The following is a 26,803-nucleotide window of genomic DNA, read 5'->3' on the forward strand; positions in this document are numbered from 1 at the left end:
ATTTGCTCTTGGCCCACCCTATTTCTGAACGATGCACTTCGTACTTGAATCCGCCAGCCAAAAAAAAGCCTGATTTTGCAATCAGGCTTTAAGGGGTCCGTGAAACTGGATTTCTGGAAGGACCCGAGGAGACAACTGGCTGGAGCACCGCTCCGATGGTTGAATTATCGGAGCCGCACCCCTGATTGGGTAGAGCCGGCACTCCAGAGGAAACCTTGCGGCTTCCGTGAGACCTAGCTCTGGCCTGAATCAGCTGGCGTTCAAGCCGGCAAATTCAAGCCCTGTTTTTAACGCTTTTTGGAAGCGGTTTTCGAAGCGTTCACAGCGGTGTTAGTCACGGCGGTGATGTTGGCTTCAGCCATTTCGCTGGCTTGCTTGACGGCTTTCTGGACCGACTCAAAAGCGTTGTTCGCAGCGGCGACGGCGCTTTTCATGACGGCCACAGCAGTTTCGGAGCCTGCAGGAGCGTTTTTGGAAGCACTGTCGATCAGGCCCATGAACTTGGCTTGGGCTTCGGCAGCCTGGCCTTCGAAGGCTTTGCCGACTTCAGCGCCGGTACCGGTGGCGATGTCGTACAGGTGACGGCTGTAGGCCGCTGTCTTTTCAGCCAGGGGCTGCATCAGGCCGGCTTGCAGAGCCAGCAGTTCCTGTGCGTCTTTGGCGCCCAGCATCGATTGAGTGTGGTTGGCAGTTTCAGCCAGGGCGGCTTTGGAGGCCTGGACATTGAGTTCCACCAGTTTTTCAACGCCTTCAAAAGCCTTGCTGGTCAGACCAAACAGGGTTTCGACGTTTGCTTTGTGGGAAGCCATGACTTGTTCAGCGGTCAACATATTTAAATCTCCAATATAGGTGGGTTAAAACTTAACTAGTTGCGCTGCTGGACAATCTGCTATTGGCTCTTTGTCGATTGCTGCACTGCAACATAACTTAAGTATAAGCACTGGAGATGGGAATGCAAGTGGTTTTTGTTGCAGTGCAGCATTCTAGGGGGCAAGCTCTAGCCCCCATCCGCCTCATCTGGGGGGAAACCTGGGGCCTGGCTTCAATAGCGCAACTGGCCTTCGTTGTCGATGATGGCCATCTCTACATAGGACGAGCCGTTGTGCGATTGAGGCGAATACTTCGCCACAAACCGGCCGAAGCTGATTTCGCCCGCACCCTCCATGGCCTTGATGAAGGACTCGGTGCTCAGTGAGCGGCCGGCCCGACGCAGTCCCTCAACCAGCAGTTTGGCATGCACAAACCCCTCGAACTGCGACGCGGAGGGGCGCGCGCCCGGTGTCTTCTCGCGCAGCAGTTTCAGATACTCCGCCACGACCGGGATAGTGGCGTTGCGCAGGGAGGGCATGATTTGGGTCAGTACGATTCCTCGCGCTTTTTCTTTCAGTTCGCGGTTGATGACATCCACGCTCGCGACTGAAAAACCGTAGAAACCCGGCTTGGCGGAAGTCTGTCGAACCGCCTTGATATAACTGGTGAAGGTGGTTCCCGCCGTGCCCAGGATCACCGCTTGCGGCTGCGCCTTTTCGGTAGCCGCAGCTGCCGCTGCGAAGTCCGGTTTGGCCGGATCGATCTTTGTTTCAACGACGAAGCTCATTTTTTCGAGGGTCGCGGCCAGGCGCAGTTCGGCGAGCAAGGTCTTGCCGAGGCCGTCGTCCTGGTAGAACACGGCTATCCGGGAAATGCCCGTTTGCTTGAGCTGCGAAATAATGCGCCGCGCTTCGTTGGCATAGCTGGCCCGCACGTGAAAAAGGTAGGGATTGAACTTGTCCCTGAATGCGGAAGCACCCGTTACCGGCCCAAAGGCAATGGTCTGGGTTTCCCCCAGCAAGGGCAGGATCGCGCCGGTCTGCGCGGTGCCGGTGTTGTTGTAGATCATGAACACGCCGTCGTCCTCGATCAGCTTGCGGGTGTTCTCCACGGCGCGCTTGACATCGAAGCCGTCGTCCAGCGTGGTGTAGCTGATCTTGCGGCCATGCACGCCGCCGGCCGCGTTCACCGCGTCGAAGTACAGACGCGAACCAACGCCGTAATCCTTGGTCTGCGGCCCCAGTGGACCGCTAAGCACGGCCGACGCGCCCAGTGGTATTTCGGTGGGCGTCACGCCCTTGTCGCCGGCAAGTGCATGACCGCCTGCAAACACCATCAATGCCATGAGTGTTGAACGAAACATGTTTGTCTCCTAAAAATGACCGTGCTATCCCGTGCTATCTATTGCGCTTGCGTGAAATTTTCCTGAAGCTGCGTCGTCTGCCAGCTGGTACCCGAACCGGTGCGATGCGCGAGGCCTGATGCCAGGCCTTCCGGCAACATGTCGCGAACCATGCCTGTGATCAGACGCAGCTTTTCGCCTGCGCGGCCTTCGCCCTCGTCGCTCGCCAGGGCTTTCATGAGTTCGCTTCGCAGGTCCCACAGGCGCGGCACGTCTTCGGCGTGCCGGACACGGGCCTTCAGCCTCAGAAATCTGTCGTCACCGCTTTCATCGAGCGCCGCGAGCATGGCTTCGCGTATCTGTTCGCCCATGGCTCCCTGCCAGGTTCTCGGTGCCGTTGAGCCCGGAGGCTTTCAAGGCGCTGGGCCAGACTGGGTAGATGCCAGGACATTTTTCGCTCCTCAATGCAATGGTTGGACGGGAGGCTCTCTCGGGATGCGCTATCGAAGTAGTTGTTTTGCATGCCTTTGCTTACAAATTGTAGTTATTTTGTATAATCAATTCAAGGAGGCCTGGCACCATTTCTCCTAGGAGTTACCCTTGGCGGTCCGGAATTTCTCCTCTTTTTTTAACTGTCTTGCAGGCTTTCTACGCCGACCACTTTGTTCTTCCTCTGCCGCCGGGGCACCGTTTTCCGATGGCGAAGTACCAGCGCCTGCGTGACCGCGTGGCGCGCGAGTTGCCGCAGGTACGCATGGCTGTGGCGCCTCGGGCCAGCGACGGTGAACTGGCTCTGGCGCATGACCCGGGCTACATCCAGGCCGTGGCCGGGGGCACACTGGATGCGGCCGCCATGCGCGAGATCGGGTTTCCCTGGAGCTTGGAAATGGTCGAGCGTTCGCGCCGTTCGGCTGGCGCCACCGTGGCGGCGGCGCGCGCCGCGCTGGGCCTGCGGGATGCCCCCGAAGGCATGGCAGCCAACATGGCGGGGGGTACGCATCACGCGTCCAGAGGCAAGGGCAGCGGCTTTTGTGTGTTCAACGATGCGGCCGTCGCGGCCCGCCAGATGCAGATGGAGTGGGCACGCAGCCAGCGCACGCTGCTGCAGGTGGCGATCATCGACCTGGATGTGCACCAGGGCAACGGAACAGCGAGTATTTTCAGTGCCGACCCCAGCGTCTTCACCCTGTCGCTGCATGGGCAAAAGAATTTCCCGTTTCGCAAGGAGGCGAGCGACCTCGACGTGAACCTGCCCGATGGCTGCACCGATGCGCCTTACCTGCAGGCGCTGGAGCATGCGCTCGACGAGCTGGACCGGCGCTTCGAGCCAGGCTTGGTGATTTACCTCGCGGGCGCGGATCCCTTCGAGGGCGACCGGCTGGGCCGGCTCAAGCTCAGCTACGATGGCCTGGAAGCCAGGGACCGGCGCGTGTTTGACTGGGCTTGGCAGCGCCGTGTTCCGCTGGCCTTCGCGATGGCCGGCGGCTACGGCATCAACATCGACGAAACCGTGCAGGTCCAGATCAATACCTACCGTGTGGCACTCGAGTACTGGAAACGCTGGAATCCTGACGGGCGGGCATGACGGGATAGCTGCTACATTGCCCCAGGGCCGCCACGGCCAGGAACAAGAATAAAACTCAACAGGACAAGAAAACATGCCGCCTGTCCCCGACGCCCTGGACAAAATGCCCGCCGGCCGTGTGCTCGTGCTAGGCGGCACCGGTTTCATTGGCCGCCATGCCGTGGCTGCGCTGCATGCAGCGGGGGCACAGGTCGCGATAGGCAGCCGCCACCCCGCGCGCCATGAAAGCGCCTATCCATTTGCCGCCTTGCGCCTTGTGCGCTTCGAGCAGTTGTTGCAGCCGGCCACATGGGCCGACCTATTGAAAGACGTCGACGTGGTTGTCAATTGCGTGGGAATCCTGCGCCAGAGGCCGCATGAGTCTTACGACCACGTGCATCACCGCGCGCCGGCTGCCCTGGCGGTGGCCTGCGCACAAGCCGGCATACGGCTGATCCACACGTCCGCCCTTGGCTTGCACGAGGGCGCCGGGAGTCGTTTTTTGTCCAGCAAGCTGCGTGGTGAACGCGCCATTCGGGCCTCTGCCTGCGACTACAGCCTGGTGCGTCCGTCCCTGCTGGATGGCGAGGGAGGATTCGGTGCCCGCTGGTTGCGCGGCTTGTCGCGCTCCCCGGTTCACTTCATTCCCCGCGGTGCGCGCGGCGGCATTGCCGCGATGACTGCCGACGACCTCGGAAAGGCCTACGCTGCGCTGGTTGCCCTGCCTTCACTGGCCGGGCACCGGGATGTCGAGCTGGGCGGTGTTCGTCACTACGGTTATGCCGAGTACTTGCGCGAGCTGCGTACCGGCTACACGGGCTCCAGGGCGCTCCAGCTTCCCTTGCCCAACTGGATGGCTCGCCTGGGTGCGCATCTTTGCGATGCGCTGCATTTCTCGCCGTTTTCTTTCGGTCACTGGATTTTGCTGCAACGGGACAATGTGCCCGTGCCCAACCGGTTGCCCGAACTGCTGGGACGGGCACCCAGCCCCATCAGGCCGGCAAGCCACCGTGAATCCGACCCTCTGCGCGCTGGCAAAATAAGACCTCATGACCTCACCGACACGCCCTCAAGCCGAGCCTCGTAGCGCCTACCGAATTTTTCGTCCCATCGGCACGCGCTGGTCCGACAACGATGTGTACGGCCACGTCAACAACGTCGTGTATTACAGCTGGTTCGATACGGCTGTCAACGGCTACCTGATCGAGTCGGGCGCCATTGACATCCATGCGGGCAACGTGATCGGCCTGGTGATCGAAACGCAGTGCAACTATTTTTCGCCGCTGTCATTTCCCGATCCGGTGCTGGCCGGTATCCGGGTGGCGCATGTGGGTTCATCCAGCGTGCGTTATGAAGTCGGCCTTTTTTCCGGTCGCGACGATGAGTCTGCGGCGCAGAGGACTGCCGCCAAAGGCCACTTCATTCATGTCTATGTGGACCGGCAAACCCGTCGGCCTGTGCCTTTGCCTACCCGGCTGTTGACTCTCCTGGAGACCCTCAAGTGACCGAAGTCCTGAATGCTGTGGATGCAGCCATTCACAGCCGCATGTCCACGCGCGCTTTTCTGCCCCGGGCGGTTCCCCGCGAAACGCTGGAGCACCTGCTGGACATCGCCAGCCGGGCGCCCTCGGGCACCAACACGCAGCCGTGGAAGGTGTATGTGTTGCAGGGCGCCAGCCGTGATAGCCTGGCCGGCAAGATCTGCGCCGCGCATGACGCCATCCGCGCCAACCCCGAGCTGGCCGCGCAATACAAGGAAGAGTACGACTACTACCCGGAGAAATGGGTCTCGCCCTACATCGACCGGCGCCGCGAAAACGGCTGGGGCTTGTATGGCCTGCTCGGTATCGGCAAGGGTGACAAGGACAAGATGCACGCCCAGCACCAGCGCAACTACCAGTTTTTCGACGCGCCCGTCGGCCTGATGTTCACGCTGGACCGCGTCATGGGACGCGGCAGCCTGGTGGACTACGGCATGTTCATGCAAAACATCATGGTGGCCGCACGCGGCCACGGTTTGCACACCTGTCCGCAGGCGGCCTGGAACGGTTTTGCCAAAATCATCCTGCCGCACATCGGTGCCGGCGACGACGAAATGCTGGTCTGTGGCATGGCGCTGGGTTATGCCGACGAGGCCGCACTGGTCAACACCTTCCGCACGCCGCGCGTCAGTGCGCAGGCCTTCACGACCTGGCTGGACTGAATAGCCCCCACGGTCGCTCACTGCGAGCCTGCGGCAGTTCCCTGCCCCTTGCACGAGAGAAGGGGTCGCTGCGCCTGCGGGCCGGCGAAGCCGGACCCGCGGCCCCGGCTTGCCAAGACAAGGACTGGTGCGCTCTTTGCCAACGGAGGGATGGGCCGGTTGCGGGTAAAGTCAGGGGTTCGCGCAACCGCGCATCTTCCCCATATTTTGAAAGAGCGATCATGGCATTGACCACTACCCCTTCCGGCCTCCAGTATGAAGACACCGTGCTCGGCACCGGCGCCATTGCCAAGGCTGGCCAGAACGTCAAGGTTCACTACACCGGCTGGCTGTATAACGATGGCGTGCAAGGTGCCAAGTTTGATTCCAGCAAGGACCGCGGCGACCCGTTCCAGTTTTCGCTGGGCGCCGGGCAGGTGATCAAGGGCTGGGACGAGGGCGTGCAGGGCATGTCAGTGGGCGGCACGCGCCGTCTCGTCATTCCGGCCGCACTTGGTTACGGTGCCCGCGGCGCGGGTGGCGTGATTCCGCCGAACGCAACCCTGCTGTTCGAAGTCGATTTTCTGGGTTGAGTGTTCTGTGATTCGACGCGGCCCGGGCACTTCCAGAAATTCCGCTTTTTGGGATGAAGTGCGAGGCGCGGCGCGCAGCACACCGGAATGCACTTGGGTGCATGAGGATTCCAGGCACAGCGCAACGAAGCAATTCGCCCGAAAAATGAATTTACGGAATTGCCCATGATCATCACCAGCCTGCTTGATACCGACCTGTATAAGTTCACCATGATGCAGGTGGTGTTGCATCAGTTCCCGGGCGCCCAGGTCGAATACCGCTTCAAGTGCCGCAATGCCGGAGCGACCGGCGTGAGCGACCTGGCGCCTTACATCCGCGAAATCCGCGAGGAAATTCGCGCGCTGTGCAGCCTGCACTTCCAGGACGCCGAACTGGCCTATCTGCGCGGCATGCGCTTTATCAAAAGCGACTTCGTCGACTTTTTGGGATTGTTCCGCCTGAACGAAAAATACGTCAGCGTGAAGGCCCTGCCTTCCGGCGAGATCGAAGTCGTGATTGAAGGGCCGTGGCTGCACACCATTCTTTTCGAAATCCCGGTGCTGGCCATCATCAACGAGGTTTATTTCCGCAACACGCAGAAACTGGCCGACGTGATGGAGGGGCGCAAGCGCCTGGACACCAAGATCAGGCTGTTGCAGGCCGATGGCCTGGGGGCACTGAAGATTGCCGACTACGGCACGCGCCGCCGCTTCGGCCAGGCCTGGCACGAAGAGGTGCTGCGCACGCTGATCGCCCGGCTGGGCGTCGGCAGTGCCGGCCAGTTTGCCGGCACCAGCAACGTGCTGTTTGCCATGAAACTAGGCCTGACCCCCTTGGGCACCATGGCCCATGAATACCTGCAGGCGTGCCAGGCCCTGGGGCCGCGCCTGCGCGACAGCCAGGTGTTCGGCTTCGAGTCCTGGGCCAAGGAATATCGCGGCGACCTGGGCATTGCACTCAGCGACGTTTATGGCATGAGCGCTTTCCTGCGCGATTTCGACCTTTATTTCTGCAAGCTGTTCGACGGCGCACGCCATGACAGCGGTGACCCTTTTGCCTGGGGCGAGCGCCTGATCGAACACTACCGCAAGAACCGGGTGGACCCGCAGACCAAGACACTGATCTTCAGCGACGCACTGACGGTGCCGCGCACCATTGAGCTGTACCAGCAGTTCCGCGGCCGTTGCCAGCTGGCTTTCGGCATTGGTACCAATCTGACGAACGACCTGGGTTACGAGCCCTTGCAGATCGTCATCAAGATGGTGCGCTGCAATGGCCAGCCTGTGGCCAAACTCTCCGACACGCCATCCAAGAACATGTGCGACGATGAAAAATACCTGGCCTATCTGCGACAGGTTTTTGACATCGCGTGAGGTGGAAAATAGGCGGCCGGATGCCTAGCGTCCGGCCTCAAATAAAAACAGGAGACCTCATGAAAATATTGCGCTGGACCGCGCTCGCTGCCATGCTTTTTTTCCTGCCCGGCTGGGCCATGGCGGCGGACTTTGATGGCAGCCGCCTTTCCCCGCTCTGGGGCATTCCATTTGCGGGATTGTTGCTGTCGATTGCGGTGATGCCTCTGCTGCTTCCTTCCTTCTGGCACCATCATTTCGGCAAAGTGTCCGCGGCCTGGACGCTGGCGTTTTTCCTGCCGTTTGCCGTGGTGTTCGGCCCGGCCGTGGCCGGCACCAGCCTGGTTCATGCGTTGGCGGCCGAATACATTCCCTTCATCATCCTGTTGACCGCCCTGTTTACGGTGGCCGGCGGCATCTTCATTCGCGGCAACCTGCATGGCAGCCCAGGGCTGAATGCCGGTCTGCTGCTGATCGGTGCCGTGCTGGCCAGCTTCATGGGCACCACCGGTGCATCCATGCTGATGATCCGTCCGATGATCCGCGCCAACGACAACCGCAAACATGCCGCTCACATCGTCGTGTTTTTCATCTTCATCGTCTCCAATGCGGGCGGGTCCCTGACCCCGCTTGGCGACCCGCCCCTGTTCCTGGGTTTCCTCAAAGGCGTGGATTTTTTCTGGACGGTCAAGCATATTTTTCCGGAGACCCTGTTCCTGGTTGGCAGCCTCCTGGCAATTTTTTATGTGGTGGACAGCTGGTACTACCGCAAGGAGGGGGTGCAGCCGGTGGATCCGACCCCGGACACCGGGCGTCTCGGTTTTGACGGCGCCATCAATTTCGTGCTGCTGGCCGGCGTCGCCGGCCTGGTGCTGCTTAGCGGCATATGGAAGTCATCCGTGGCGTTTGATGTCTTCGGCACCGAAGTCGGACTGCCCGGGCTGGTGCGTGATGCAGGACTGGTTGCCATCACCTTCCTGTCGCTGAAAATCACGGCGGACAAAGTGCACGAGGACAACCAGTTTTCCTGGGGTCCCATGGCCGAGGTGGCCAAGCTGTTCGCAGGCATTTTCCTGACCATCATTCCGGTCATTGCCATGCTCAAGGCTGGCACCAGCGGCCCCTTCGGTGCCGTGGTGTCGGCCGTGACCCGGCCCGACGGACAGCCTGACCCTGCCATGTACTTCTGGGCAACAGGCGCGCTGAGCTCCTTTCTCGACAATGCGCCGACCTACCTGGTGTTCTTCAACACCGCCGGCGGTGATCCTGCCGTCCTGATGACAACGCTGGCGCCAACGCTGGCAGCCGTTTCGGCAGGTGCGGTGTTCATGGGCGCCAATACCTATATCGGCAATGCGCCCAACCTGATGGTCAAGGCCATTGCCGAAGACCGCGGCGTCAGCATGCCCAGCTTCTTTGGCTACATGGCCTGGTCGGGTGCGGTGCTGATTCCGCTGTTTGTCCTGATGACATTCATCTGGTTCCGGTAAACCATTTCAAACTCTGGAGAAAACCATGAGCAAACCCAAGATCCTTGTCGCTCGCGCGATTTTCCCCGAAATCATCGCTTACCTGGAGCAGCACTTCGAGGTGTATTCCAACCAGGCAGACGAGACCTGGTCAAAAGCCCGGCTGATCGAAAAGCTCAAGGGCATGGACGGTGCGTTCACCACGGGCGGCGATCGCATCGACGCTGAGGTGCTGGCCGCCTGCCCGGCACTGAAAATCTGCGCCAACATGCCCGTGGGTTACAACAACTTTGACCTTGACGCCATGACGGCCGCCGGCGTGCTGGCCACCAACGCGCCCGATGTGTTGACAGAAACTACCGCCGATTTCGGCTTCGCGCTGCTCATGGCCACGGCCCGACGTATCACCGAGAGCGAGCATTTTCTGCGCGCCGGCAAGTGGACCCAGTGGAGCTTTGACATGTTTGCCGGCGCCGACATTCACGGCAGCACCCTGGGCATTCTCGGCATGGGCCGCATTGGGCAGGGCATCGCCAGGCGCGGGGCGCACGGTTTTGGCATGAAGGTGATTTACCACAACCGCTCGCGGCTCGATGCCACGCTGGAAGCGGAGTGCAAGGCGAGGTATGTCAGCAAGGAGGAGCTGCTGCAGACCGCCGACCATCTGGTGCTGGTGCTGCCTTATTCGCCAGCTTCGCACCATACGATGGGTGCTGCAGAGCTGGCCATGATGAAGCCCACGGCGACCCTGGTCAATATCGCGCGCGGCGGCATTGTGGACGATGCGGCCTTGGCCGCTGCGCTGCGCGACAGGCGCATTGCGGCCGCGGGCCTCGATGTGTTCGAAGGCGAGCCCAAAGTCCATCCGGACCTGCTGACGGTGCCCAACGTTGTCCTGACACCGCACATCGCCAGCGCCACGGTGCCCACACGGCTGGCCATGGCCCGCTTGGCGGCCGATAACCTGATCGGGTTTTTCAGGGATAAAAAGCCCCTGACCCCCTTGAACCCTGCGGTCCTAGCTACGAAATAAATAGCAACGATGAACTCCCCGCAAGCCTGGTTGGCGCTGGCCCTGTTGCTGGTCAATCTGCTCCTGCTGCTCTGGCTGCTGCTGCGCAAGCCGGGTGACAGCGGGCGCAACGAACTGCTCGCCGGACTGGCCGCCGGCAACGACAAGCTTGAGCGCGAGCTGCGCCGCGAGATCGGCGACAGCTCGCGTGCCAGCCGCCAGGAACTGGCAACGACCTTTGCCACGTTTCAGCAAACCCTGGTGCAGCAAAGCGCCGAGGCCATTCGCACACAGAATGCGCAGATCGACGCGTTTGCGCAGCAACTGACGCTGCTGCAGAAAACCCTCTCGGACACCCTGACCACGCAGCTCCAGTCCATCAGCGAATCGAATGCGCGGCGCATGGGGGAGGTGCGTGAAACACTGGAAAAACAACTCGCGCAATTGCAGCAGACCAACTCGGCCAAGCTCGACGAAATGCGCCAGACCGTGGATGAAAAACTGCAGACCACGCTGGAGGCGCGCCTGGGCGAAAGCTTCAAGCAGGTTGCCGACCGGCTCGAGCAGGTGCACAAAGGCCTTGGCGAAATGCAGACGCTGGCGCAAGGCGTGGGGGACCTCAAGCACCTGCTGACCAATGTCAAGGCGCGCGGCATTTTTGGCGAGGCGCAGCTCTCGGCGCTGCTGGAGCAGGTGTTCACCGTTGATCAGTACGCGGCCCAAGTCATCACGCGCCGTGGCGGCAAAAACCCGGTGGACTTCGCGATCCGGCTGCCGGGCCGCTCCGACAATGGTGAGCCCGTCTGGCTGCCGATCGACGCGAAGTTCCCGAATGAAGATTACGAACGCCTGCTCGACGCGCAGCAGCGCGCCGATGTGCTGGGAGCGGAGGTGGCAGGCAAAGCGCTGGAGATGCGCATCCGGCTCGAGGCCAGATCGATTTCGGAAAAATACATCGAACCTCCCTACACAACCGACTTTGCCATCCTGTTCCTTCCCACGGAAGGCCTGTATGCGGAAGTGTTGCGCCGGCCCGGCCTGATGGAGGTGCTGCAGCGCGACCACCGTGTGACGCTGGCCGGCCCCACGACTTTGCTGGCGATGCTGAACTCGCTGCAAATGGGTTTCAGGACACTGGCGCTGGAAAAACGTTCCAGTGAAGTCTGGCAGGTGCTGGGCGCCGTCAAAACCGAATTTGGCAAGTTCGGCGACATCCTGGCGAAGGTCAAGTCGCAGACCGAGACCGTGCTCAATACCCTGAACAGTGCCGAACAACGCAGCCGCGTCATGGGCAAGGCCCTGCGCAACGTCGAGGCCTTGCCCGAGATCGATTCGACGCGGCTGATCCCCATGGACAAGGACTTGGATGAGGGCTGACACCCGCTCGGTTATCTGCGACGCATGACGCCTGAACTCGCTCGCCTGATTCTTGCGCAGATCTGCCTGCACGCCTGCATGGCCGGCACACGCATGGCGGCGCCCCTGCTGGCGCTGCGTGAAGGCTACAGCCCGGCTGCGGTGGGTGTTTTGCTGGCCCTGTTTGCCCTGACCCAGGTGTTTCTGGCCTTGCCGGCAGGACGTTTTGCCGACCGGCACGGGCTCCGCCGGCCCATGGGTTACAGCATCATGGCCGCCGTGCTGGGCGCCGGGGTGGCGGTGGCTTTTCCGGTGTTCCCGGTGTTGTGCCTGGCCGCGCTTCTGACAGGCGGGGCCACGGGCGCCGCCGTGATCTCCCTGCAGCGTCACGTCGGGCGGGCTGCAGCGGGGGCCTTGCAGTTGCGGCGAGTCTTCAGCTGGTTGTCGATCGGGCCGGCGATTTCGAATTTTGTCGGACCGTTCACGGCCGGCCTTCTGATCGACCACGCGGGCGCCGTGCCCAACAGCATTTCCGGCTACCGCGCTGCGTTTTTCCTGATGGCGGTGCTGCCGCTGGCCAGCTGGTTTCTGGTGCGAAAAACCCAAGAGCTTCCGCCCGTGGTCATCGCGCAGAGCGCGGTGCCGCGCAGTGCCTGGGACCTGCTGCGCGAGCCAGGCTTTCGCCGGCTGATGCTGGTCAACTGGTTTTTATCCTCCTGCTGGGATGTGCATACCTTTGTGGTGCCGGTGCTGGGTTTTGAAAGAGGCATCAGCGCTTCGGTGATCGGCTCCATCCTGGGCGCCTTCGCCGTGGCCGCCGCGGCGATCCGCATGGTGATGCCGCTGCTGGCGGCGCACCTGCGTGAGTGGCGCGTGCTGGTGGGCGCGATGCTCATGACAGCCATGCTGTTTGCCGTCTACCCATTCATGCGGACTGCGCTCGGCATGGGGGTCTGTTCCGTGCTTCTTGGCTTTGCGCTAGGCACGGTGCAGCCCATGATCATGAGCATGCTGCACCAGATCACGCCAGAGGAACGCCATGGCGAAGCGCTGGGCCTGCGCCTGATGGCGATCAATGCGTCGAGCGTGCTGATGCCCATGCTGTTCGGCACCATGGGCGCGGTCATCGGCATTGCCGGCGTGTTCTGGATTACCGGCGCGGTGGTTGGGGCCGGCGCGCGCGCCGCGTGGCTGCTCAGGGACCGGGCCGAACCGTCTCGCTAAGCACCAAGCCGGGGCTCTATTCAGAGCTGGTAGAAAGTCTTGATCGCGTCCCAGGCGACCTGCGGGTCGTCGACATACTGGAACAGCTTGAGGTCTTCGGGTGAAATCGCGCCTTCTTCGATCATCACGTCAAAGTTGACCAGGCGTTTCCAGTAGTCCGAGCCGAACAGGATGATGGGGACCGGTTTGGCCTTGCCTGTCTGTACCAGTGTCATCACCTCGAACAATTCGTCGAGGGTGCCGAAGCCGCCCGGAAAAGCGACCAGCGCTTTGGCCCGCATCATGAAATGCATCTTCCGCAGCGCAAAGTAGTGAAACTTGAAGTTCAGCGACGGAGTGACATAGGGGTTGGAGCTTTGTTCGTGGGGCAGGGCGATATTGAGGCCCACGGTGGGCACGCCTATCTCCTGCGCACCACGGTTTGCCGCTTCCATGATGCCCGGGCCGCCTCCGGTGCAGATAAACAGCTGCTCTTCGGCCGGCCGGGATTTGCTGTAGGTGCCAACCAGTCGGGAGAACAGCCGTGCCTGGTCATAGAAGCCGGCGTTGCGCACCTGCCGCGCGGCCAGTGCCAAAGCCTGGGCATCTCCGGCCTGCTGGGCCAGTTTCAGGCTTTCTTCGGCTTGTTCCGGTGCCGGAAAGCGGGCGCTGCCAAAAACCACGATGGTGTTTTCGATGCCTTGGGCCTGCTGCTCCATGTCCGGCTTGAGCATTTCCAGCTGGAAGCGGATGCCGCGGGTCTCGCGGCGCAGTAAAAATTCAGGGTCGGCAAAAGCCAACCGGTACGCATTGGCGTCCAGCGGATTGCCTTTGTCGGCGTGCGACTGCAGTTCAGCCCAGGCGTCAGCAAGCCGCCTGCCAGTGTGATCGTCAGTTTGTTCCATAAGCCGTACCTGGTAGTTGTGGGATATAAAAAGGCTCCATCAGGAGCCTTTGAACGAAACGCCGCTGGGGCTGGATCAGACGCGTTTGCGGTATTCGCCGGTACGCGTGTCGATTTCAACAACATCGCCTTGCGCCACGAAAATCGGCACGCCGATTTCAAAGCCGGTGGCAAGTTTGGCCGGTTTGAGCACCTTGCCGGACGTGTCGCCCTTGACGGCCGGTTCGGTCCAGGTGATTTCGCGGTTGACGCTGGTCGGCAGTTCGACAGAGATGGCCTTGCCGTCGTAAAACACGACTTCGAGCTCCATGCCGTCTTGCAGGTAATTCAGCGAGTCGCCCATGTTCTCGGCTTCGACTTCGTACTGGTTGTAGTCGGCGTCCATGCAAATGTACATCGGGTCGGCGAAGTAAGAGTAGGTGCAGTCCTTCTTGTCCAGGATGACCTGGTCGATCTTGTCGTCGGCCTTGAACACCTGTTCGGTGTTGAAGTTGGCGATCAGGCTTTTGAGCTTCATGCGCACGGTGGCGGAGTTGCGGCCGCCGCGGCTGTATTCGGTCTTGAGCACAACCATCGGGTCCTTGCCGTGCATGATGACATTGCCAGCGCGTATTTCTTGAGCGATTTTCATAACAGTTTCTAGTAGTGAGTTGGCCGCCAATGCGTCTGGGAGGATGCGGGTCCGCGGCGGGAGTGCGGCATGGCCCCAACCGGGCCGTGCAAAGCCCTGTATTTTAGCGTTTTTTGCCAGCTGCCTGAAATCCAGCGCTTGGGTCATGCTGCGGCGATGTTGATGTTTGCAGGCAGCCGCTCAGGCCGGAGGCGCGCGCTTGCGCGCGACAAAGTCCAGCAGCTGCGTTGCCAGGTCGGTCTGGCTTTGCAGGCGCTGGCGGGCTGCAAGGGTGCAGCCTGACCACAGCGGCAGGTCCGCTGTCGGCAATTTCCCCGGCAGGCCGTTCCACACTTCATGAAAACGCCGCAGCGAAGGCGGCGCGTCCAGCATGTCCAGAAAGGCTTCCAGCTTGGGCAGGTGGGCCTGGTCGGCCTGGGGATAAATCTGCCAGACGAAAGCCTGACCGGCCCAGAGGGCGCGCACCACCGAATCCTCGCCGCGTACAAAGTTGAGGTCGCAGGCCCAGAGCAGGTGGTCGAAATCGCGCTGGCTGAGCCAGGGGAGGTATGAAATTGATAGCTGCTCGCGCCCGTCCTGATTGGGCTGGAGCCACTTTTGACCATGAATCGCGGTCTGAACGGCGGCTGCGGCGCGGCCGGCGGTCACGAGCAGGCGCACCGGCGCGCCGGGCGTGCCCGCCTGCGCCAGATGCTCCAGCAGCTGTGCCAGGGCTGGGGGCTCGTAACAGAACAGCGACACCAGCGTCTCGCCCTTCCACGCAATGCCGCGCCCGGCCAGCCAGGCGCGGCGATCAAAAGCGGCTTGGCGCGCCGGCAGCGTGGGCTCGCGCAGCAACCCGCCGGTGGCGGCGGTGAAGCCAGGGTAGAAAAACCACTTGGTCCACCCAGCAGCGGGGCCATGCAGCACTGGCGAAGGCATGGCGTGGCAACGCTCCACATACGGTTCGGCGGACAGGTATTCGAGGTTGATCCATACAGGTTTTTGGTCTGTAGCCCTTTCCCTGTCTGCGCAGGCAGCTATGAATTCAGGAGCTATCTCGCAACCGAAAGCCTCCACCAGCACATCGCAGGGTGCGGTTTCCAGGCGCAGGAGGTTCATGCCCAGTGGTTCCAGCCAGGGCAGCACGGTGACGCCGTCGCAGCCTTCGGGCGCCATCCACTGCAGGGCCGAGCCATCGTCCACCCAGAGCCGCACGTGCTGGCCGCGCGCGGCCAGTTCGGCGCTGAGGCGCCAGCAGACGCCGATGTCGCCGTGGTTGTCGATGACCTTGCAAAAAATGTCCCATTGCGGGCGATGATCCATGCCGGGATTGTCCACAATACGGATATCCAGGCACAAGCATGACCCACGAATTTGATCCCCAACTGCTCAGCGAAGTCGCGGCGCTGCCGGCCATGCCGGGCGTTTACCGCTACTTCGATGCCGAAGGCGCGGTGCTTTACGTCGGCAAGGCGCGCGACCTGAAGAAGCGGGTCTCCACCTATTTCCAGAAAACCCATGGCGGCACGCGCATCGGCCACATGGTGACAAAAATTGTGCGCATGGAAACCACGGTGGTCCGCTCCGAGGCAGAGGCGCTGCTGCTCGAAAACAATCTGATCAAGACGCTCAACCCGAAGTACAACATCCTGTTTCGGGACGACAAGAGTTACCCCTACCTCAAGCTGGCCTCGCACAGTTTTCCGCGCGTGGCCTATTACCGCGGCTCGGTGGAGAAAAAGCACCGCTATTTCGGGCCTTACCCCAGCGCCTGGGCGGTGAAGGAAACCATCCTGCTGCTGCAGAAGGTGTTCAAGCTGCGCACCTGTGAAGACACGGTGTTCAATAACCGCGCGCGGCCCTGCCTGCTGTACCAGATCAAGCGCTGTTCAGCGCCTTGCGTCGGCCATGTGACGCCGGAGCAATACGCGATTGACGTGGCTAACGCCGAGCGCTTCCTGCAGGGGCAGGCCGAAGACATCCTGACCGAGCTGGAAAAGCAGATGCGCAGCCACGCGGAAAAGCTGGAGTTCGAGCAGGCGGCCGAGCTGCGCAACCAGATCTCGGCGCTGTCCAAAGTGCTGCACCAGCAGTCCATGGAAACCGGTGGCGACAAAGACGTGGACATCCTGGCGGTGAAGATGCTAGGCGGCAAGGCCTGCGTGAACCTGGCCATGGTGCGCGGCGGCCGGCACCTTGGCGACAGGCCGTATTTCCCCACCCATGTCGAGCACGCTGTTGACCTGGCCGCGCTGGATGAAGACAGCACGGAAGGCGAGGAGGGCACGCCGCCCGGCAAGGCCAAAAGCCTGGAAGCCCTGGTGCTGGAAGCCTTTATTGCCCAGCACTATGTTGGTGTGCAGGTGCCGCCGGTGCTGGTCTGCAGCGAGCCGGTTGACAAGGACCTGATGGCCGCGCTGGTCATGCAGACGGGCACCAAGGTCACGGCGATTCATCAGCCGCGCGAACAGCGCCGCATCTGGCTCGAAATGGCGCAGAAAAATGCCGACCTGCAGCTCGCCCGCCTGCTGGCCGAACAGGGCTCGCAGCAGGCACGCACGCGCGCGCTGGCCGAGGCGCTGGACCTGCCGCTGGACAAGCTCGAGGCGTTGCGCATCGAATGTTTTGACATCTCACACACGGCTGGCGAGTCCACCCAGGCCTCGTGCGTCGTGTTCCATGGTCACAAGATGCAGAGCGCCGAATACCGGCGCTACAACATCGAGGGCATCACCCCGGGCGACGACTACGCGGCCATGCGCCAGGTGCTGATGCGCCGCTACAGCAAGCTCGCCGAAGCGGCACGCAACAACACGGCCCGCCTGCCCGACCTGGTGCTGATTGACGGCGGCAAGGGCCAGGTGTCCATGGCGCGCGAGGTGTTCGAGGAACTGGGCCTGGACCTCGGCCTGATTGCCGGCGTCGAGAAAGGCGAGGGCCGCAAGGTCGGGCTTGAAGAGCTGGTATTTGCTGATGGCCGGGACAAGGTTTACCTGGGCCGCGACTCGGCCGCGCTGATGCTGATTGCCCAGATCCGCGATGAGGCCCACCGTTTTGCGATCACCGGCATGCGTGCCAGGCGCGCCAAGGTGCGTGTGGGTGCCAGCCGCCTCGAGGACATCGCCGGCATCGGTCCGAAACGCCGCGCCAACCTGCTGCAGCGTTTTGGCGGCATACGCGGGGTGAGCTCGGCCAGCGCGGAAGACATCGCCACGGTGGATGGTATTTCACGTGAGCTGGCTGAAGAAATCTACCGCGCGCTGCACTGATGGCCGGGTGCTGTCGCAAGACGTATTTGCGCAACGAAGCCTGCTGAAAGCGGGGTATTTGAGGGCCGTCTTCCTGCCGCCCATGCGCCCCAGCTTGGGGCATGTCAAAATCAGCCGATGTTTTTGACCATACCCACCTTGATGACCTGGACCCGCATTGTTGCGATTCCTCTGATTGTGGGCATTTTCTATCTCGACATATCGCCGGTCAGCCAGAACCTGATTGCGACCATCATGTTCGTCGTTTTTGCAGCCACCGACTGGCTGGACGGCTTCCTGGCGCGCAGGCTGAACCAGACCTCGTCCTTCGGCGCTTTTCTGGATCCGGTGGCCGACAAGTTCTTGGTCTGCGCCGCTCTGCTGGTGTTGGTGCACCTGCAACGCGCTGACGTGTTCGTAGCGCTCATCATCATCGGGCGCGAGATCGCCATTTCCGCATTGCGTGAATGGATGGCATTGATAGGCGCGACCAAAAGCGTGGCGGTGCACATGCTGGGCAAGATCAAGACCACCGTGCAAATGGTGGCGATTCCCTTCCTGCTGTTCGACGGCATCTTGTTCGGCATCATCAACACCAAGGTCTGGGGCACCTGGCTGATCTGGCTGTCTGCCATCCTGACGGTCTGGTCCATGGCCTATTACCTGAAAAAAGCCATTCCCGAAATCCGCGCGCGCGCCAAATGAGTTCGTCCGGCGCGAACAACGCCCTGATCAGGGCCATGCCCGCCGTGTTTGTGCTGATCTGGAGCACCGGCTTCATCGTCGCCAAATACGGCTTGCCCTATGCACCGCCCTTGAGCTTTCTGGCCATCCGCTACGCGTTGTCGCTCGCCTGTTTCCTGATATGGATCGCCATCGCGCGCGTGGCCTGGCCGCGCAACGGGGCGCAATGGCTGCATCTGGGGATTACCGGCATCCTGATTCATGCGGGCTACCTCGGCGGTGTCTGGTCGGCCATCAAGGGCGGCATGGGTTCGGGCCTGACGGCCCTGATCGTTGGCCTGCAGCCCGTGCTGACGGCAGCCTGGGTTTCGCGCATGGGCGATGCCAGCCAGAGCGGCAACCGTGTCAGCGCGCGCCAGTGGCTGGGACTGGTCCTCGGGCTGGCTGGATTGCTGCTGGTGGTGTCGCGCAAGTTTGGCGCGGGTAACGAGGCCACGCCCCATACCCTGGCCTTTGCGGTGTTTGCCCTGCTCAGCATCACCATAGGCACCCTGTACCAGAAGCGGTTTGTGCAGGCGGCGGATGTGCGCAGCGCCAACGCCATCCAGCTGGGTGCAGCCTTGCTGGTGAGCTTGCCGTTTGCCTGGATGGAAACCGAGGCTGTGGTGCCGACGGCAGAATTCATGGGAGCGCTGGCCTGGTCAGTGCTCGTGCTCACGCTAGGTGGCAGCTCGCTGCTGTACATGCTGATCCAGCGCGGCGCCGCAACCGCTGTCACCAGCCTGCTTTACCTGGTGCCGCCCACCACCGCATTGATGGCGTGGCTGCTGTTTGGTGAATCCATCACGATGGTCACGGTGCTGGGCACGGCGCTGACGGCCCTGGGGGTCTGGCTGGTGGTGCGTCACGGAAGCAGGGCCGCCTGAATCACGGTGTTTGCTCTCAAGCTGGGACGCGCCAGGGCTCTTGCCTGAATTTTTCCGCCAGGCAATCAATCAGCAGGCGCACACGCTTTGGCGTTTGCGGCCGGTAGGGCGCCAGCCACTGGATGTCGGCATCGAGCATGGCGTACTGAGGCAGCAATCGCACCAACTTGCCTGAATCGAGTTGGGCCTGTACGTCCCACAGACTTCTGAGCATCACACCGCGCCCCTGCAGGCACCAGTCGCGCACCAGCTCGCCCGAGTTGGAGGACAGCGACCCCCGCACGCGAACACGCTGGTCGGAAAGAGCGCTTGCAGCGCCTGAAGGCTTCCTGCGCGTGCCGCGCACCGTCTGCAGATGCCAGGTGTCAAACTGGCGCTCGTTTTCGCGTGTGATCAGGCAATTGTGTTGCGCCAGCTCCGCCAGCGTTGCCGGCTTGCCGTGTTTGCGCAAATAGGCGGGTGCAGCCACCACCACCCGCTGATTGTTGGCCAGCTTGCGCGCTGTCCATTCGGCGGCGCGCTGCGGCCGGGGCGACCAGAGCCACACGGCGCCGTCAAACCCTTCCGCAGCCAGATCCGGCAACTGCTCATAAAGCTGCAGCTGGATCTGGATGGCGGGATGCCTGGCCTGAAACTCCGCCAGCACCGGCCCCAGCCAGATGCGGCCGAAGCCGAAAGTGGCCGCCAGGCGAATCAACCCCGAGGCTTCCGATTTCCGTTCCTGCAGCGATTGCTCCAGTGCCTCAAACTGGGCCAGCATGGTGCGTGCACGCTCGCACAGCAACTCGCCTTCCAGTGTGGCGGCCACTCGCCGCGTCGTGCGCTGAAACAGCAGCAGCCCGAGTTCGGCCTCCAGCAGGGCCAGACGTTTGGTCACGGCGGAAGGAGCCATGTGAAGCGCTTCTGCGGTTGCCACCAGGCTGCCATGCTGTTGAATCGCGACCACCAGGGCCAGATCTGCACGTTCCATAATTTCCATATTGAGAATAATTGATTCACAGATTATTTCTTGATCTGCCAATGATTGGCAATCACAATCGTGGCATGTTTGAAGCTTTCGAGACCTTCGAAGCCGCCCGTGGGGAAGTCCGGCTGCATGGCCGCAAAGGCGGGCAGGGCGCGCCCCTGTTGCTGCTGCACGGCCATCCGCAAACCCATGTGATGTGGCATGCGGTAGCGCCTGAACTGGCCAGGCACTTCACGGTGGTCATGATGGACTTGCGCGGCTACGGTGATTCCAGTCGCCCGCCTGCAGACCCCGAGCACCTGGCTTATTCGAAGCGCGAGATGGGCCTGGATGCGCTGGCCGTGATGCAGCACCATGGCTTCGATACTTTCCAGGTATTGGCACACGACCGCGGTGCACGGGTGGCGCACCGGCTGGCGGCTGATCACCCGGCCGCTGTCCAGCGGCTGATGTTGCTCGACATCGCCCCCACGCTGGCCATGTACGAAAACACCTCAGAGGCCTTTGCCCGTGCTTATTGGCACTGGTTCTTTTTGATCCAGCCGCCGCCGCTGCCCGAGGCTCTGATTGAGTCCGACCCGGTGCGTTACCTGCGCAGTGTGATGGGCAAGCGCCATGCGGGTCTTGGCGCTTTCGCGTCAGCTGCGTTGGCTGAATATGAGCGTTGCGCGCAGATTCCCGGAACCGCAACAAGCATCTGTGAAGACTACCGCGCCTCGGCCACGGTGGATCTGCTGCACGACCGCACCGACGTGGCCGAAGCACAGCGGCTGGTCCAGCCTCTGCGTGTGCTCTGGGGCGAACATGGTGCCGTCGGCCAGTGTTTCGATGTGCTCGGCCTCTGGCGCGCGCGAGCGAAAGACGTGTCGGGCCTGCGCCTGCCCTGCGGACACTACATGGCGGAGGAAGCGCCGTCTCTGCTGCTGGCGCAAGCCCTTGATTTTTTCAAACCCTAACCCAAGGAAAACAGACATGAGCAAGAACCCCGGCAAAAAAAGAATCGCGGTCATCGCCGGCGACGGCATCGGCAAGGAAACCATGCCCGAGGGCATTCGCGTGATGGAAGCGGCCGCGTCGAAGTTCGGCATTGACCTGCAGTTTGACCATTTCGATTTTTCGAGCTGGGACTACTACGAAAAACACGGCCAGATGATGCCGGACAACTGGAAGGACCAGATCGGCGGGCACGACGCGATTTATTTCGGCGCCGTGGGCTGGCCTGAAAAAATCGCCGACCATGTGTCGCTCTGGGGCTCGTTGCTGCTGTTCCGCCGCGAGTTCGACCAATACATCAACCTGCGGCCGGCGCGCCTGATGCCCGGCATCATTGCGCCGGTAGTGCGGCGCGACGGCAGCGCGCGCCTGCCCGGTGAGATCGACATGTACATCGTTCGCGAAAACACCGAAGGCGAATACTCCAGCATAGGCGGACGCATGTACGCCGGCACCGAGCGCGAGATCGTGATGCAGGAGAGCGTCTTTTCACGCATTGGCGTGGACCGCGTCCTGAAGTTCGCTTTTGAACTCGCGCAATCACGCCCGAAAAAACACCTGACCAGTGCAACCAAGTCCAACGGTATTGCGATCACCATGCCCTACTGGGACGAACGCGTGGCCGAGATGGCCAAAAGTTATCCTGACCTCAAGCTCGACAAATTCCACATCGACATCCTGACCGCGCACTTTGTGCAACGTCCGGATTTCTTCGACGTGGTGGTCGCCAGCAACCTGTTCGGCGACATTCTCAGTGATCTCGGGCCGGCTTGCACCGGCACCATTGGCATTGCGCCCAGTGCCAACCTCAACCCCGATCGCAAGTTCCCTTCGCTGTTTGAGCCCGTGCATGGCTCGGCGCCCGATATCGCGGGGCGCGGCATCGCCAACCCGATCGGGCAGATCTGGTGTGGCGCGATGATGCTGGAATTTCTGGGGCACAAGAATGCGCATGATGCGGTTCTCGCGGCCATCGAAAAAGTACTGGCTCCCAAAAGTGGTGCGCCCCGTACGCCTGACCTGGGCGGCACTGCAGGCACGTCCGATGTAGGCAAAGCCATTGCTGCGGCACTGGGTTGAATGGTTTGTTCAGGAGGTGACGAGGCCGGCTGAAATGCAGGGTGTGCTTATGAATATGGCGGGAAAGCGTGAAAAAAAGGACTAGAATCCGCCACCGCACGTTGTAAAAATCTGATGTTGTATTGACACGATGAGAGTCCATGGCTCTAATTGGAATCAGCAGACGATCTGCACATGCCGCCTCCCGCTGCCATCTTTTTGACAGATGCCCAGGGGAGATACCAAGAGACAACCAGATTAACTTTTTACCAACGAGGGGCTCCTTGTGAACAAGACTGAACTGATCGAGCACATTGCCAAGAACGCTGACATTTCCAAAGCTGCCGCAACGCGCGCGCTGGAGTCAACCATTGCTGCTGTCAAATCAACCCTTAAAAAAGGAGGCTCCGTGTCTCTGGTGGGTTTTGGCACTTTTGCAGTCGGCAAACGTGCTGCCCGCACAGGCCGGAACCCACGTACCGGCGATGCGATTAAAATCAAGGCAGCCAAGGTGCCCAAGTTCCGTCCCGGCAAAGCGCTCAAGGACGCACTGAACTGAAACACATGAAGTAAAAGTTGAGGTGGGGTGCTTAGCTCAGTTGGTAGAGCAGCGCCCTTACACGGCGTAGGTCGGCGGTTCGAGCCCGTCAGCACCCACCACCGACTGAAACAAAAAAGGCGAACAGATGTTCGCCTTTTTCATTGATGGCTTAGCGCAAGTTTTAAATGGCCGATTGACAGCCGCACAGGAAATTCGAGATGTTTGATTTCATTCGCAAGCACACCAAGGTCACGATGGCGTTGCTGTTTTTGCTGATTGTTCCGTCCTTTATTCTGGTCGGCATGAACAGCAATGGCCGCTCGGGAGGAAACGGCGGAGTTGTTGCTGTGGTTGATGGCAAGGATATTACCCAGCCGGAATGGGATGCAGCGCACCAGAACGAGGTGAATCGCCTCAGGGCTTCCATGCCGACGCTCGACATCAAGTTGCTGGATTCGCCCGAAGCACGCTACGGCACACTCGAGCGCTTGGTGCGCGACCGGGTGCTGGCAGCAGCGGCCGCCAAAGGCGGGCTCGTGGTTGCAGACCAGAAGCTGCAGAGGCTGTATGCCGAAGACAAGGCCATCGCTGCATTCAGGCTGCCGGACGGCAAGTTTGACCGCGCAGGCTTCATTGCGCAGACAGGCATGGCACCAGAGCAGTATGAAGCGGGCCTGCGTGCCGACCTGGCCACGCGGCAGGTCATGCTGGGCGTGGCGGGAACCGGCCTGGCTTCGAAGGCCATCGCGGATGTGTCCCTCAATGCCTTTTTCGAAAAACGCGAAGCCCAGGTGGCGCGCTTCAATACCGCCGACTATGCCGCCAGGGTCAACCCAGGCGATGCCGAGCTGGAGCAGTTCTACAAAGACAACCAGTCGCTGTTCCAGGCACCGGAAGAGGCCAGTGTTGAATACGTCGTGCTTGATCTGGACTCGGTGAAAAAAAGCATCACAGTCAATGAGCAGGACCTGAAGACCTATTTCGAACAGAATGCGCGGCAACTTTCGGGCAATGAAGAGCGCCGCGCCAGCCACATCCTGATCGAGGCGCCGGGCTCGGCGCCGGCGGCCGAGCGCGAGAAAGCCAAAGAAAAAGCCCAGCAGTTGCTGGCAGGCGTCAGGAAAGCGCCCGACTCGTTTGCCGAAGTGGCCCGCAAGAATTCCCAGGACACCGGCTCCGCTGCTGCCGGTGGAGATCTGGATTTCTTCGCCCGCAATGCCATGGTCAAGCCTTTTGCCGATGCCGTGTTTGCCATGAAGAAGGGCGATATCAGCGATGTGGTGGAAACTGAGTTCGGCTTTCACATCATCAAACTGACAGACATCAAGGTGCCCAAGCAGAAAAGCTACGAAGAGATGAAGCCCGCACTGGAAGCTGAGTTGAAGCAGCAGATGGCGCAAAAGAAATTTGCCGAAACCGCCGAGACCTTCAGCAACGCGGTCTACGAACAGTCCGACAGCTTGCGGCCTATCGCCGAGCGCCTGAAACTCGACGTCAAAACTGCGGCAGGGCTGACACGCACGCCAGCTGCGGGCGCCACTGGCGTGCTGGCCAACCCGAAATTCCTCAACGCATTGTTTTCGCCCGACTCTGTGGAGAAAAAGCGCAACACGGAAGCCATAGAAGCGGGTCCCAGCCAACTGGTGTCCGGCCGCATCGTCCAGTACACGCCAGCCCGAACCCTGCCGCTCGCGGAAGTCAAAGACCGGGTACGTGCCAGCCTGCAGCAACAGCGCGGCGCCGAAATGGCGCGCAAAGAGGGCGCTGAGAAACTGGCCGCCTGGAAGGCCAGTCCTGCATCGGCCGCGCTGCCCGCGGCTGTCGTGGTTTCGCGGGACCAGACGCAGCAACTGCCGGCACCTGTGGTTAGCGCCGTGCTCAGCGCCGACGCGAGTGCCGTGCCCGCGATGGTGGGCGTGGACCTGGGGGCTCAGGGGTACGCCGTCGTCAACGTGCGCAAGGTATTGCCGCGTCCGGAGCAGGCGGCCGCCGCTGCCCAGCAGGACCAGGCGCAATACACCCAATGGTGGACGTCGGCTGAAAGCCTGGCTTACTACAACATCCTGAAAGAGCGTTTCAAGGCAGACATCAAGGTCGCGCGTCCCGCGCAGCAGAAAGCCGGCGCTTAAAGCGCCTCGCGCGGCATGGAAAGCGCGTAGTTCCCGTTATAATTCGAGGCTACGGTGGCTGTAGCTCAGTTGGTAGAGTCCAGGATTGTGATTCCTGTTGTCGTGGGTTCGAGCCCCATCAGCCACCCCAGTGTTCCAAAGAAAAAGCCCCTGTTGCAGGGGCTTTTTCTTTTGGTGGACTGCAAAACGCGTGCGCTTCAGGAATTCAGCGGTGCGAGGTTGGAGGTACGCCAGTATTCCCTGACATCCTCCAGCCTGGCCTGGAAGGCGCGAAAATCGAGTGGCTTGCTGACATAGCTGTTGAGCCCGCCTTTCAAGGCCAGGATGGCATCGGATTGCTCGCTGGCGGAGGTCAGCATGACCACCGGGACAAAAAATGTGCGGGGGTCTTCGCGCATGCGGCGCAAAACTTCCAGGCCGCTTATTTTGGGGAGCCCGAGGTCCAGCAGGACCAGTTCAGGCTGTTCGTCCGGGTTACGGTCACTGTGAACGCCCTGGCAGAACAGGTAGTCCAGTGCTTCCAGGCCGTCACGGGCAACCACGATGTGGTGGGTCTCCCCGTTTTGCTCCAGTGTGATCAAGGTCAGTTCAAGGTGGTCCGGATTGTCTTCCACCACCAGCATGGTCGGTAAGTCCATTTGTTTCCCCAACGAGTGAAGGACACTCCCAATGTACCGCGAAAGTGCGCTTGTAACTGAATGTGTTACAACAAATTGTTGTGCAAAAGTACACACGCAGGGCAGGTGCTTTGGCTTTGTCAGGGCATCGGGTTGACCATGACGAGCTTGCCTTTGACGCCGCGCGAGCCCATGTGGGCATAGGCAGCCTTCAGTTCCGCCATGGGCATGGTGCGGTCGATGACCGGTTTGATCTTGCCTTGTGCATACCACTGCGACAGTTCGGCCATCGCGGCGGCGCTGGCTTCGGGCTCGTTTTTCGCGAAGCCGCCCCAGAACACGCCAATGATGGACGCGCCCTTGAGCAGGGTCAGGTTCAGCGGCAACGAAGGAATGGGGCCGGAAGCAAAGCCCACCACCAGGTAGCGCCCGCGCCAGGCGATGGACCGGAAGGCCGGCTCGGCAAAGTCGCCGCCCACGGGGTCGTAAATCACGTCGGGGCCCTTGCCGTCGGTCAGCGTCTTGATGGCTTCGCGCAGGTTTTCGGTGCTGTAGTTGATGGTGGCGTCGGCACCAATGGATTTGCACAGTGCGCATTTCTCGTCGGTGGAGGCCGCGGCAATCACCTTGGCGCCCATGGCCTTGGCGATCTGGATGGCCGAGGTGCCAACCCCACCGGCAGCGCCCAGCACCAGCACGGTTTCACCCGCCTTGAGCTGGGCCCGGTCCACCAGCGCATGGTGCGAGGTGGCGTAAATCATGATGAAGGCTGCCGCGTCCACATACGGAAAACCGTCGGGCAGGGGCATGCACAGGGCGGCGGGTGCGACGGTGTGGGTTGCAAAGCCGCCGGTACCCGAGAGGCAGGCCACGTTCTGGCCTACCTTCAGATGTTTCACGCCTTCACCGACCGCCTGCACGACACCCGCGTATTCGGAACCCGGCACAAAAGGCAGCGGCGGTTTCATCTGGTATTTGTTCTGCACGATCAGCAGGTCGGGGAAGTTCAGGCTGGCGGCCTTGATCTCTATCAGCACTTCGCCGGCCTTGGGCTGGGGTGTTGGCAGTTCTTTCCATTGCAGGGCGTCTACGCCGGTGGGGTCTTCACAAAGCCAGGCATGCATAAAGGATCTCCAATAATGGTTGTTGGTACAAAACTTCGATTATTTTTCCGACGTGCCGCCCTTGAGGAATAGCCCCTCGGGGCGCAGAGCATGACACGAAGTGAAAAACGCGGGGATCATGAATCATAGGTAGCC

Annotated in this window: 26 protein-coding genes and 2 tRNA genes; 19 read left to right on the forward strand and 9 right to left on the reverse strand. The window is 61.3% G+C overall.

Features of this window, described 5'->3' with window-relative positions; translation table 11 throughout:
• Positions 1-287: 287 nt before the first annotated feature.
• The 3 genes from ABI660_RS11570 to ABI660_RS11580 form a co-directional block, all read right to left on the reverse strand.
• Positions 288-830 carry a phasin family protein gene (locus ABI660_RS11570; RefSeq protein ID WP_348068079.1) on the reverse strand — a complete coding sequence of 181 codons (543 nt, stop codon included), beginning with the start codon at positions 828-830 and terminating at the stop codon, positions 288-290.
• A gap of 212 nt (positions 831-1,042) precedes the next feature.
• Entirely contained in the window at positions 1,043-2,173 is a 1,131-nt protein-coding gene (locus ABI660_RS11575) for an ABC transporter substrate-binding protein (RefSeq protein ID WP_348068081.1), read from the reverse strand.
• A gap of 38 nt (positions 2,174-2,211) precedes the next feature.
• Entirely contained in the window at positions 2,212-2,523 is a 312-nt protein-coding gene (locus ABI660_RS11580; protein ID WP_348068083.1) for a hypothetical protein, read from the reverse strand.
• Between the two features lie 326 nt (positions 2,524-2,849).
• On the opposite strand from ABI660_RS11580, the gene ABI660_RS11585 reads away from it, so the two are divergent.
• From ABI660_RS11585 to ABI660_RS11630, 10 genes are all read left to right on the forward strand, one after another.
• Positions 2,850-3,737 carry a histone deacetylase gene (locus ABI660_RS11585; protein WP_348068084.1) on the forward strand — a complete coding sequence of 296 codons (888 nt, stop codon included), beginning with the start codon at positions 2,850-2,852 and terminating at the stop codon, positions 3,735-3,737.
• A gap of 73 nt (positions 3,738-3,810) precedes the next feature.
• Positions 3,811-4,803 carry an NAD(P)H-binding protein gene (locus tag ABI660_RS11590; protein ID WP_348068085.1) on the forward strand — a complete coding sequence of 331 codons (993 nt, stop codon included), beginning with the start codon at positions 3,811-3,813 and terminating at the stop codon, positions 4,801-4,803.
• Positions 4,766-5,221: a thioesterase family protein gene (locus ABI660_RS11595; protein ID WP_348068087.1), complete on the forward strand. Its 456-nt coding sequence runs from the start codon at positions 4,766-4,768 to the stop codon at positions 5,219-5,221. Before ABI660_RS11590 ends, ABI660_RS11595 begins: the two co-directional genes overlap by 38 nt.
• A 41-nt stretch (positions 5,222-5,262) precedes the next feature.
• The gene (locus ABI660_RS11600; RefSeq protein ID WP_348068160.1) at positions 5,263-5,919 is read left to right on the forward strand and encodes a nitroreductase; all 657 of its coding nucleotides are present in this window, start codon (positions 5,263-5,265) and stop codon (positions 5,917-5,919) included.
• A gap of 221 nt (positions 5,920-6,140) precedes the next feature.
• Positions 6,141-6,491 (forward strand): FKBP-type peptidyl-prolyl cis-trans isomerase, encoded by a 351-nt coding sequence (locus ABI660_RS11605; RefSeq protein WP_348068089.1) that lies wholly within the window; start codon positions 6,141-6,143, stop codon positions 6,489-6,491.
• A gap of 165 nt (positions 6,492-6,656) precedes the next feature.
• Positions 6,657-7,844, forward strand: coding sequence for a nicotinate phosphoribosyltransferase (gene pncB, locus ABI660_RS11610; protein WP_348068091.1), 1,188 nt, complete (start codon positions 6,657-6,659; stop codon positions 7,842-7,844).
• 59 nt (positions 7,845-7,903) lie between these two features.
• Entirely contained in the window at positions 7,904-9,313 is a 1,410-nt protein-coding gene (locus tag ABI660_RS11615) for a sodium:proton antiporter (RefSeq protein ID WP_348068093.1), read from the forward strand.
• 25 nt (positions 9,314-9,338) lie between these two features.
• A complete protein-coding gene (locus tag ABI660_RS11620) occupies positions 9,339-10,325 on the forward strand; it encodes a D-glycerate dehydrogenase (RefSeq protein WP_348068095.1) in 987 nt (328 codons plus the stop codon).
• A 9-nt stretch (positions 10,326-10,334) separates the two neighbouring features.
• Positions 10,335-11,681 carry a DNA recombination protein RmuC gene (gene rmuC / locus ABI660_RS11625; protein ID WP_348068097.1) on the forward strand — a complete coding sequence of 449 codons (1,347 nt, stop codon included), beginning with the start codon at positions 10,335-10,337 and terminating at the stop codon, positions 11,679-11,681.
• Positions 11,682-11,705: 24 nt separating this feature from the next.
• Positions 11,706-12,884 carry an MFS transporter gene (locus ABI660_RS11630; protein ID WP_348068099.1) on the forward strand — a complete coding sequence of 393 codons (1,179 nt, stop codon included), beginning with the start codon at positions 11,706-11,708 and terminating at the stop codon, positions 12,882-12,884.
• Positions 12,885-12,904: 20 nt separating this feature from the next.
• Here ABI660_RS11630 and ABI660_RS11635 read toward each other — a convergent pair whose 3' ends face one another.
• From ABI660_RS11635 to earP, 3 genes are all read right to left on the reverse strand, one after another.
• Entirely contained in the window at positions 12,905-13,768 is an 864-nt protein-coding gene (locus ABI660_RS11635) for a TIGR00730 family Rossman fold protein (protein ID WP_348068101.1), read from the reverse strand.
• A 75-nt stretch (positions 13,769-13,843) separates the two neighbouring features.
• A complete protein-coding gene (gene efp / locus ABI660_RS11640) occupies positions 13,844-14,398 on the reverse strand; it encodes an elongation factor P (protein WP_096667885.1) in 555 nt (184 codons plus the stop codon).
• A 180-nt stretch (positions 14,399-14,578) separates the two neighbouring features.
• Positions 14,579-15,703: an elongation factor P maturation arginine rhamnosyltransferase EarP gene (earP, locus tag ABI660_RS11645; protein ID WP_348068104.1), complete on the reverse strand. Its 1,125-nt coding sequence runs from the start codon at positions 15,701-15,703 to the stop codon at positions 14,579-14,581.
• A gap of 38 nt (positions 15,704-15,741) precedes the next feature.
• Between earP and uvrC the strand changes: the two genes are divergently transcribed.
• From uvrC to ABI660_RS11660, 3 genes are all read left to right on the forward strand, one after another.
• The gene (gene uvrC / locus ABI660_RS11650; protein ID WP_348068106.1) at positions 15,742-17,649 is read left to right on the forward strand and encodes an excinuclease ABC subunit UvrC; all 1,908 of its coding nucleotides are present in this window, start codon (positions 15,742-15,744) and stop codon (positions 17,647-17,649) included.
• Between the two features lie 117 nt (positions 17,650-17,766).
• The gene (gene pgsA, locus ABI660_RS11655) at positions 17,767-18,333 is read left to right on the forward strand and encodes a CDP-diacylglycerol--glycerol-3-phosphate 3-phosphatidyltransferase (RefSeq protein WP_348068108.1); all 567 of its coding nucleotides are present in this window, start codon (positions 17,767-17,769) and stop codon (positions 18,331-18,333) included.
• A complete protein-coding gene (locus ABI660_RS11660; protein WP_348068110.1) occupies positions 18,330-19,238 on the forward strand; it encodes a DMT family transporter in 909 nt (302 codons plus the stop codon). Before pgsA ends, ABI660_RS11660 begins: the two co-directional genes overlap by 4 nt.
• A 16-nt stretch (positions 19,239-19,254) precedes the next feature.
• On the opposite strand, the gene ABI660_RS11665 is transcribed toward ABI660_RS11660, so the two are convergent.
• On the reverse strand, positions 19,255-20,208 hold the full coding sequence (locus ABI660_RS11665; protein WP_348068112.1) for a LysR substrate-binding domain-containing protein: 954 nt from the start codon (positions 20,206-20,208) through the stop codon (positions 19,255-19,257).
• Positions 20,209-20,282: 74 nt separating this feature from the next.
• Between ABI660_RS11665 and ABI660_RS11670 the strand changes: the two genes are divergently transcribed.
• The 6 genes from ABI660_RS11670 to ABI660_RS11695 all read left to right on the forward strand — a co-directional run bounded on the left by ABI660_RS11670 (position 20,283) and on the right by ABI660_RS11695 (position 25,057).
• Complete coding sequence (locus tag ABI660_RS11670) at positions 20,283-21,161, forward strand: alpha/beta hydrolase (RefSeq protein ID WP_348068114.1); 879 nt, start codon at positions 20,283-20,285, stop codon at positions 21,159-21,161.
• A gap of 16 nt (positions 21,162-21,177) precedes the next feature.
• Positions 21,178-22,278: a tartrate dehydrogenase gene (locus tag ABI660_RS11675; protein WP_348068116.1), complete on the forward strand. Its 1,101-nt coding sequence runs from the start codon at positions 21,178-21,180 to the stop codon at positions 22,276-22,278.
• Between the two features lie 265 nt (positions 22,279-22,543).
• Positions 22,544-22,816, forward strand: a complete 273-nt coding sequence (locus ABI660_RS11680; protein WP_348068118.1) for an HU family DNA-binding protein — start codon at positions 22,544-22,546, stop codon at positions 22,814-22,816.
• Positions 22,817-22,841: 25 nt separating this feature from the next.
• Positions 22,842-22,917: transfer RNA gene (locus ABI660_RS11685), tRNA-Val, on the forward strand.
• Between the two features lie 99 nt (positions 22,918-23,016).
• Positions 23,017-24,927 carry a SurA N-terminal domain-containing protein gene (locus ABI660_RS11690; protein WP_348068120.1) on the forward strand — a complete coding sequence of 637 codons (1,911 nt, stop codon included), beginning with the start codon at positions 23,017-23,019 and terminating at the stop codon, positions 24,925-24,927.
• 54 nt (positions 24,928-24,981) lie between these two features.
• Positions 24,982-25,057 (forward strand) — tRNA-His (locus tag ABI660_RS11695).
• A gap of 67 nt (positions 25,058-25,124) precedes the next feature.
• Here the strand turns inward: ABI660_RS11695 and ABI660_RS11700 are convergent.
• Positions 25,125-25,565, reverse strand: coding sequence for a response regulator (locus ABI660_RS11700; protein WP_348068122.1), 441 nt, complete (start codon positions 25,563-25,565; stop codon positions 25,125-25,127).
• Positions 25,566-25,684: 119 nt separating this feature from the next.
• A complete protein-coding gene (locus ABI660_RS11705) occupies positions 25,685-26,668 on the reverse strand; it encodes an NADPH:quinone oxidoreductase family protein (protein ID WP_348068124.1) in 984 nt (327 codons plus the stop codon).
• Positions 26,669-26,803 lie beyond the last annotated feature (135 nt).

The organism is Polaromonas sp., from assembly GCF_039930745.1.
Taxonomy (GTDB): domain Bacteria; phylum Pseudomonadota; class Gammaproteobacteria; order Burkholderiales; family Burkholderiaceae_C; genus Polaromonas.

Excerpts from the sequence above, each read along its gene's own strand:
- ABI660_RS11570 (WP_348068079.1), bottom strand. The coding sequence starts at position 830 with ATGTTGACCGCTGAACAAGTCATGGCTTCCCACAAAGCAAACGTCGAA.
- ABI660_RS11575 (WP_348068081.1), bottom strand. The coding sequence starts at position 2,173 with ATGTTTCGTTCAACACTCATGGCATTGATGGTGTTTGCAGGCGGTCAT.
- ABI660_RS11580 (WP_348068083.1), bottom strand. The coding sequence starts at position 2,523 with ATGGGCGAACAGATACGCGAAGCCATGCTCGCGGCGCTCGATGAAAGC.
- ABI660_RS11585 (WP_348068084.1), top strand. The coding sequence starts at position 2,850 with ATGGCGAAGTACCAGCGCCTGCGTGACCGCGTGGCGCGCGAGTTGCCG.
- ABI660_RS11590 (WP_348068085.1), top strand. The coding sequence starts at position 3,811 with ATGCCGCCTGTCCCCGACGCCCTGGACAAAATGCCCGCCGGCCGTGTG.
- ABI660_RS11595 (WP_348068087.1), top strand. The coding sequence starts at position 4,766 with ATGACCTCACCGACACGCCCTCAAGCCGAGCCTCGTAGCGCCTACCGA.
- ABI660_RS11600 (WP_348068160.1), top strand. The coding sequence starts at position 5,263 with ATGTCCACGCGCGCTTTTCTGCCCCGGGCGGTTCCCCGCGAAACGCTG.
- ABI660_RS11605 (WP_348068089.1), top strand. The coding sequence starts at position 6,141 with ATGGCATTGACCACTACCCCTTCCGGCCTCCAGTATGAAGACACCGTG.
- pncB (WP_348068091.1), top strand. The coding sequence starts at position 6,657 with ATGATCATCACCAGCCTGCTTGATACCGACCTGTATAAGTTCACCATG.
- ABI660_RS11615 (WP_348068093.1), top strand. The coding sequence starts at position 7,904 with ATGAAAATATTGCGCTGGACCGCGCTCGCTGCCATGCTTTTTTTCCTG.
- ABI660_RS11620 (WP_348068095.1), top strand. The coding sequence starts at position 9,339 with ATGAGCAAACCCAAGATCCTTGTCGCTCGCGCGATTTTCCCCGAAATC.
- rmuC (WP_348068097.1), top strand. The coding sequence starts at position 10,335 with ATGAACTCCCCGCAAGCCTGGTTGGCGCTGGCCCTGTTGCTGGTCAAT.
- ABI660_RS11630 (WP_348068099.1), top strand. The coding sequence starts at position 11,706 with ATGACGCCTGAACTCGCTCGCCTGATTCTTGCGCAGATCTGCCTGCAC.
- ABI660_RS11635 (WP_348068101.1), bottom strand. The coding sequence starts at position 13,768 with ATGGAACAAACTGACGATCACACTGGCAGGCGGCTTGCTGACGCCTGG.
- efp (WP_096667885.1), bottom strand. The coding sequence starts at position 14,398 with ATGAAAATCGCTCAAGAAATACGCGCTGGCAATGTCATCATGCACGGC.
- earP (WP_348068104.1), bottom strand. The coding sequence starts at position 15,703 with ATGGATCATCGCCCGCAATGGGACATTTTTTGCAAGGTCATCGACAAC.
- uvrC (WP_348068106.1), top strand. The coding sequence starts at position 15,742 with ATGACCCACGAATTTGATCCCCAACTGCTCAGCGAAGTCGCGGCGCTG.
- pgsA (WP_348068108.1), top strand. The coding sequence starts at position 17,767 with ATGTTTTTGACCATACCCACCTTGATGACCTGGACCCGCATTGTTGCG.
- ABI660_RS11660 (WP_348068110.1), top strand. The coding sequence starts at position 18,330 with ATGAGTTCGTCCGGCGCGAACAACGCCCTGATCAGGGCCATGCCCGCC.
- ABI660_RS11665 (WP_348068112.1), bottom strand. The coding sequence starts at position 20,208 with ATGGAACGTGCAGATCTGGCCCTGGTGGTCGCGATTCAACAGCATGGC.
- ABI660_RS11670 (WP_348068114.1), top strand. The coding sequence starts at position 20,283 with ATGTTTGAAGCTTTCGAGACCTTCGAAGCCGCCCGTGGGGAAGTCCGG.
- ABI660_RS11675 (WP_348068116.1), top strand. The coding sequence starts at position 21,178 with ATGAGCAAGAACCCCGGCAAAAAAAGAATCGCGGTCATCGCCGGCGAC.
- ABI660_RS11690 (WP_348068120.1), top strand. The coding sequence starts at position 23,017 with ATGTTTGATTTCATTCGCAAGCACACCAAGGTCACGATGGCGTTGCTG.
- ABI660_RS11700 (WP_348068122.1), bottom strand. The coding sequence starts at position 25,565 with ATGGACTTACCGACCATGCTGGTGGTGGAAGACAATCCGGACCACCTT.
- ABI660_RS11705 (WP_348068124.1), bottom strand. The coding sequence starts at position 26,668 with ATGCATGCCTGGCTTTGTGAAGACCCCACCGGCGTAGACGCCCTGCAA.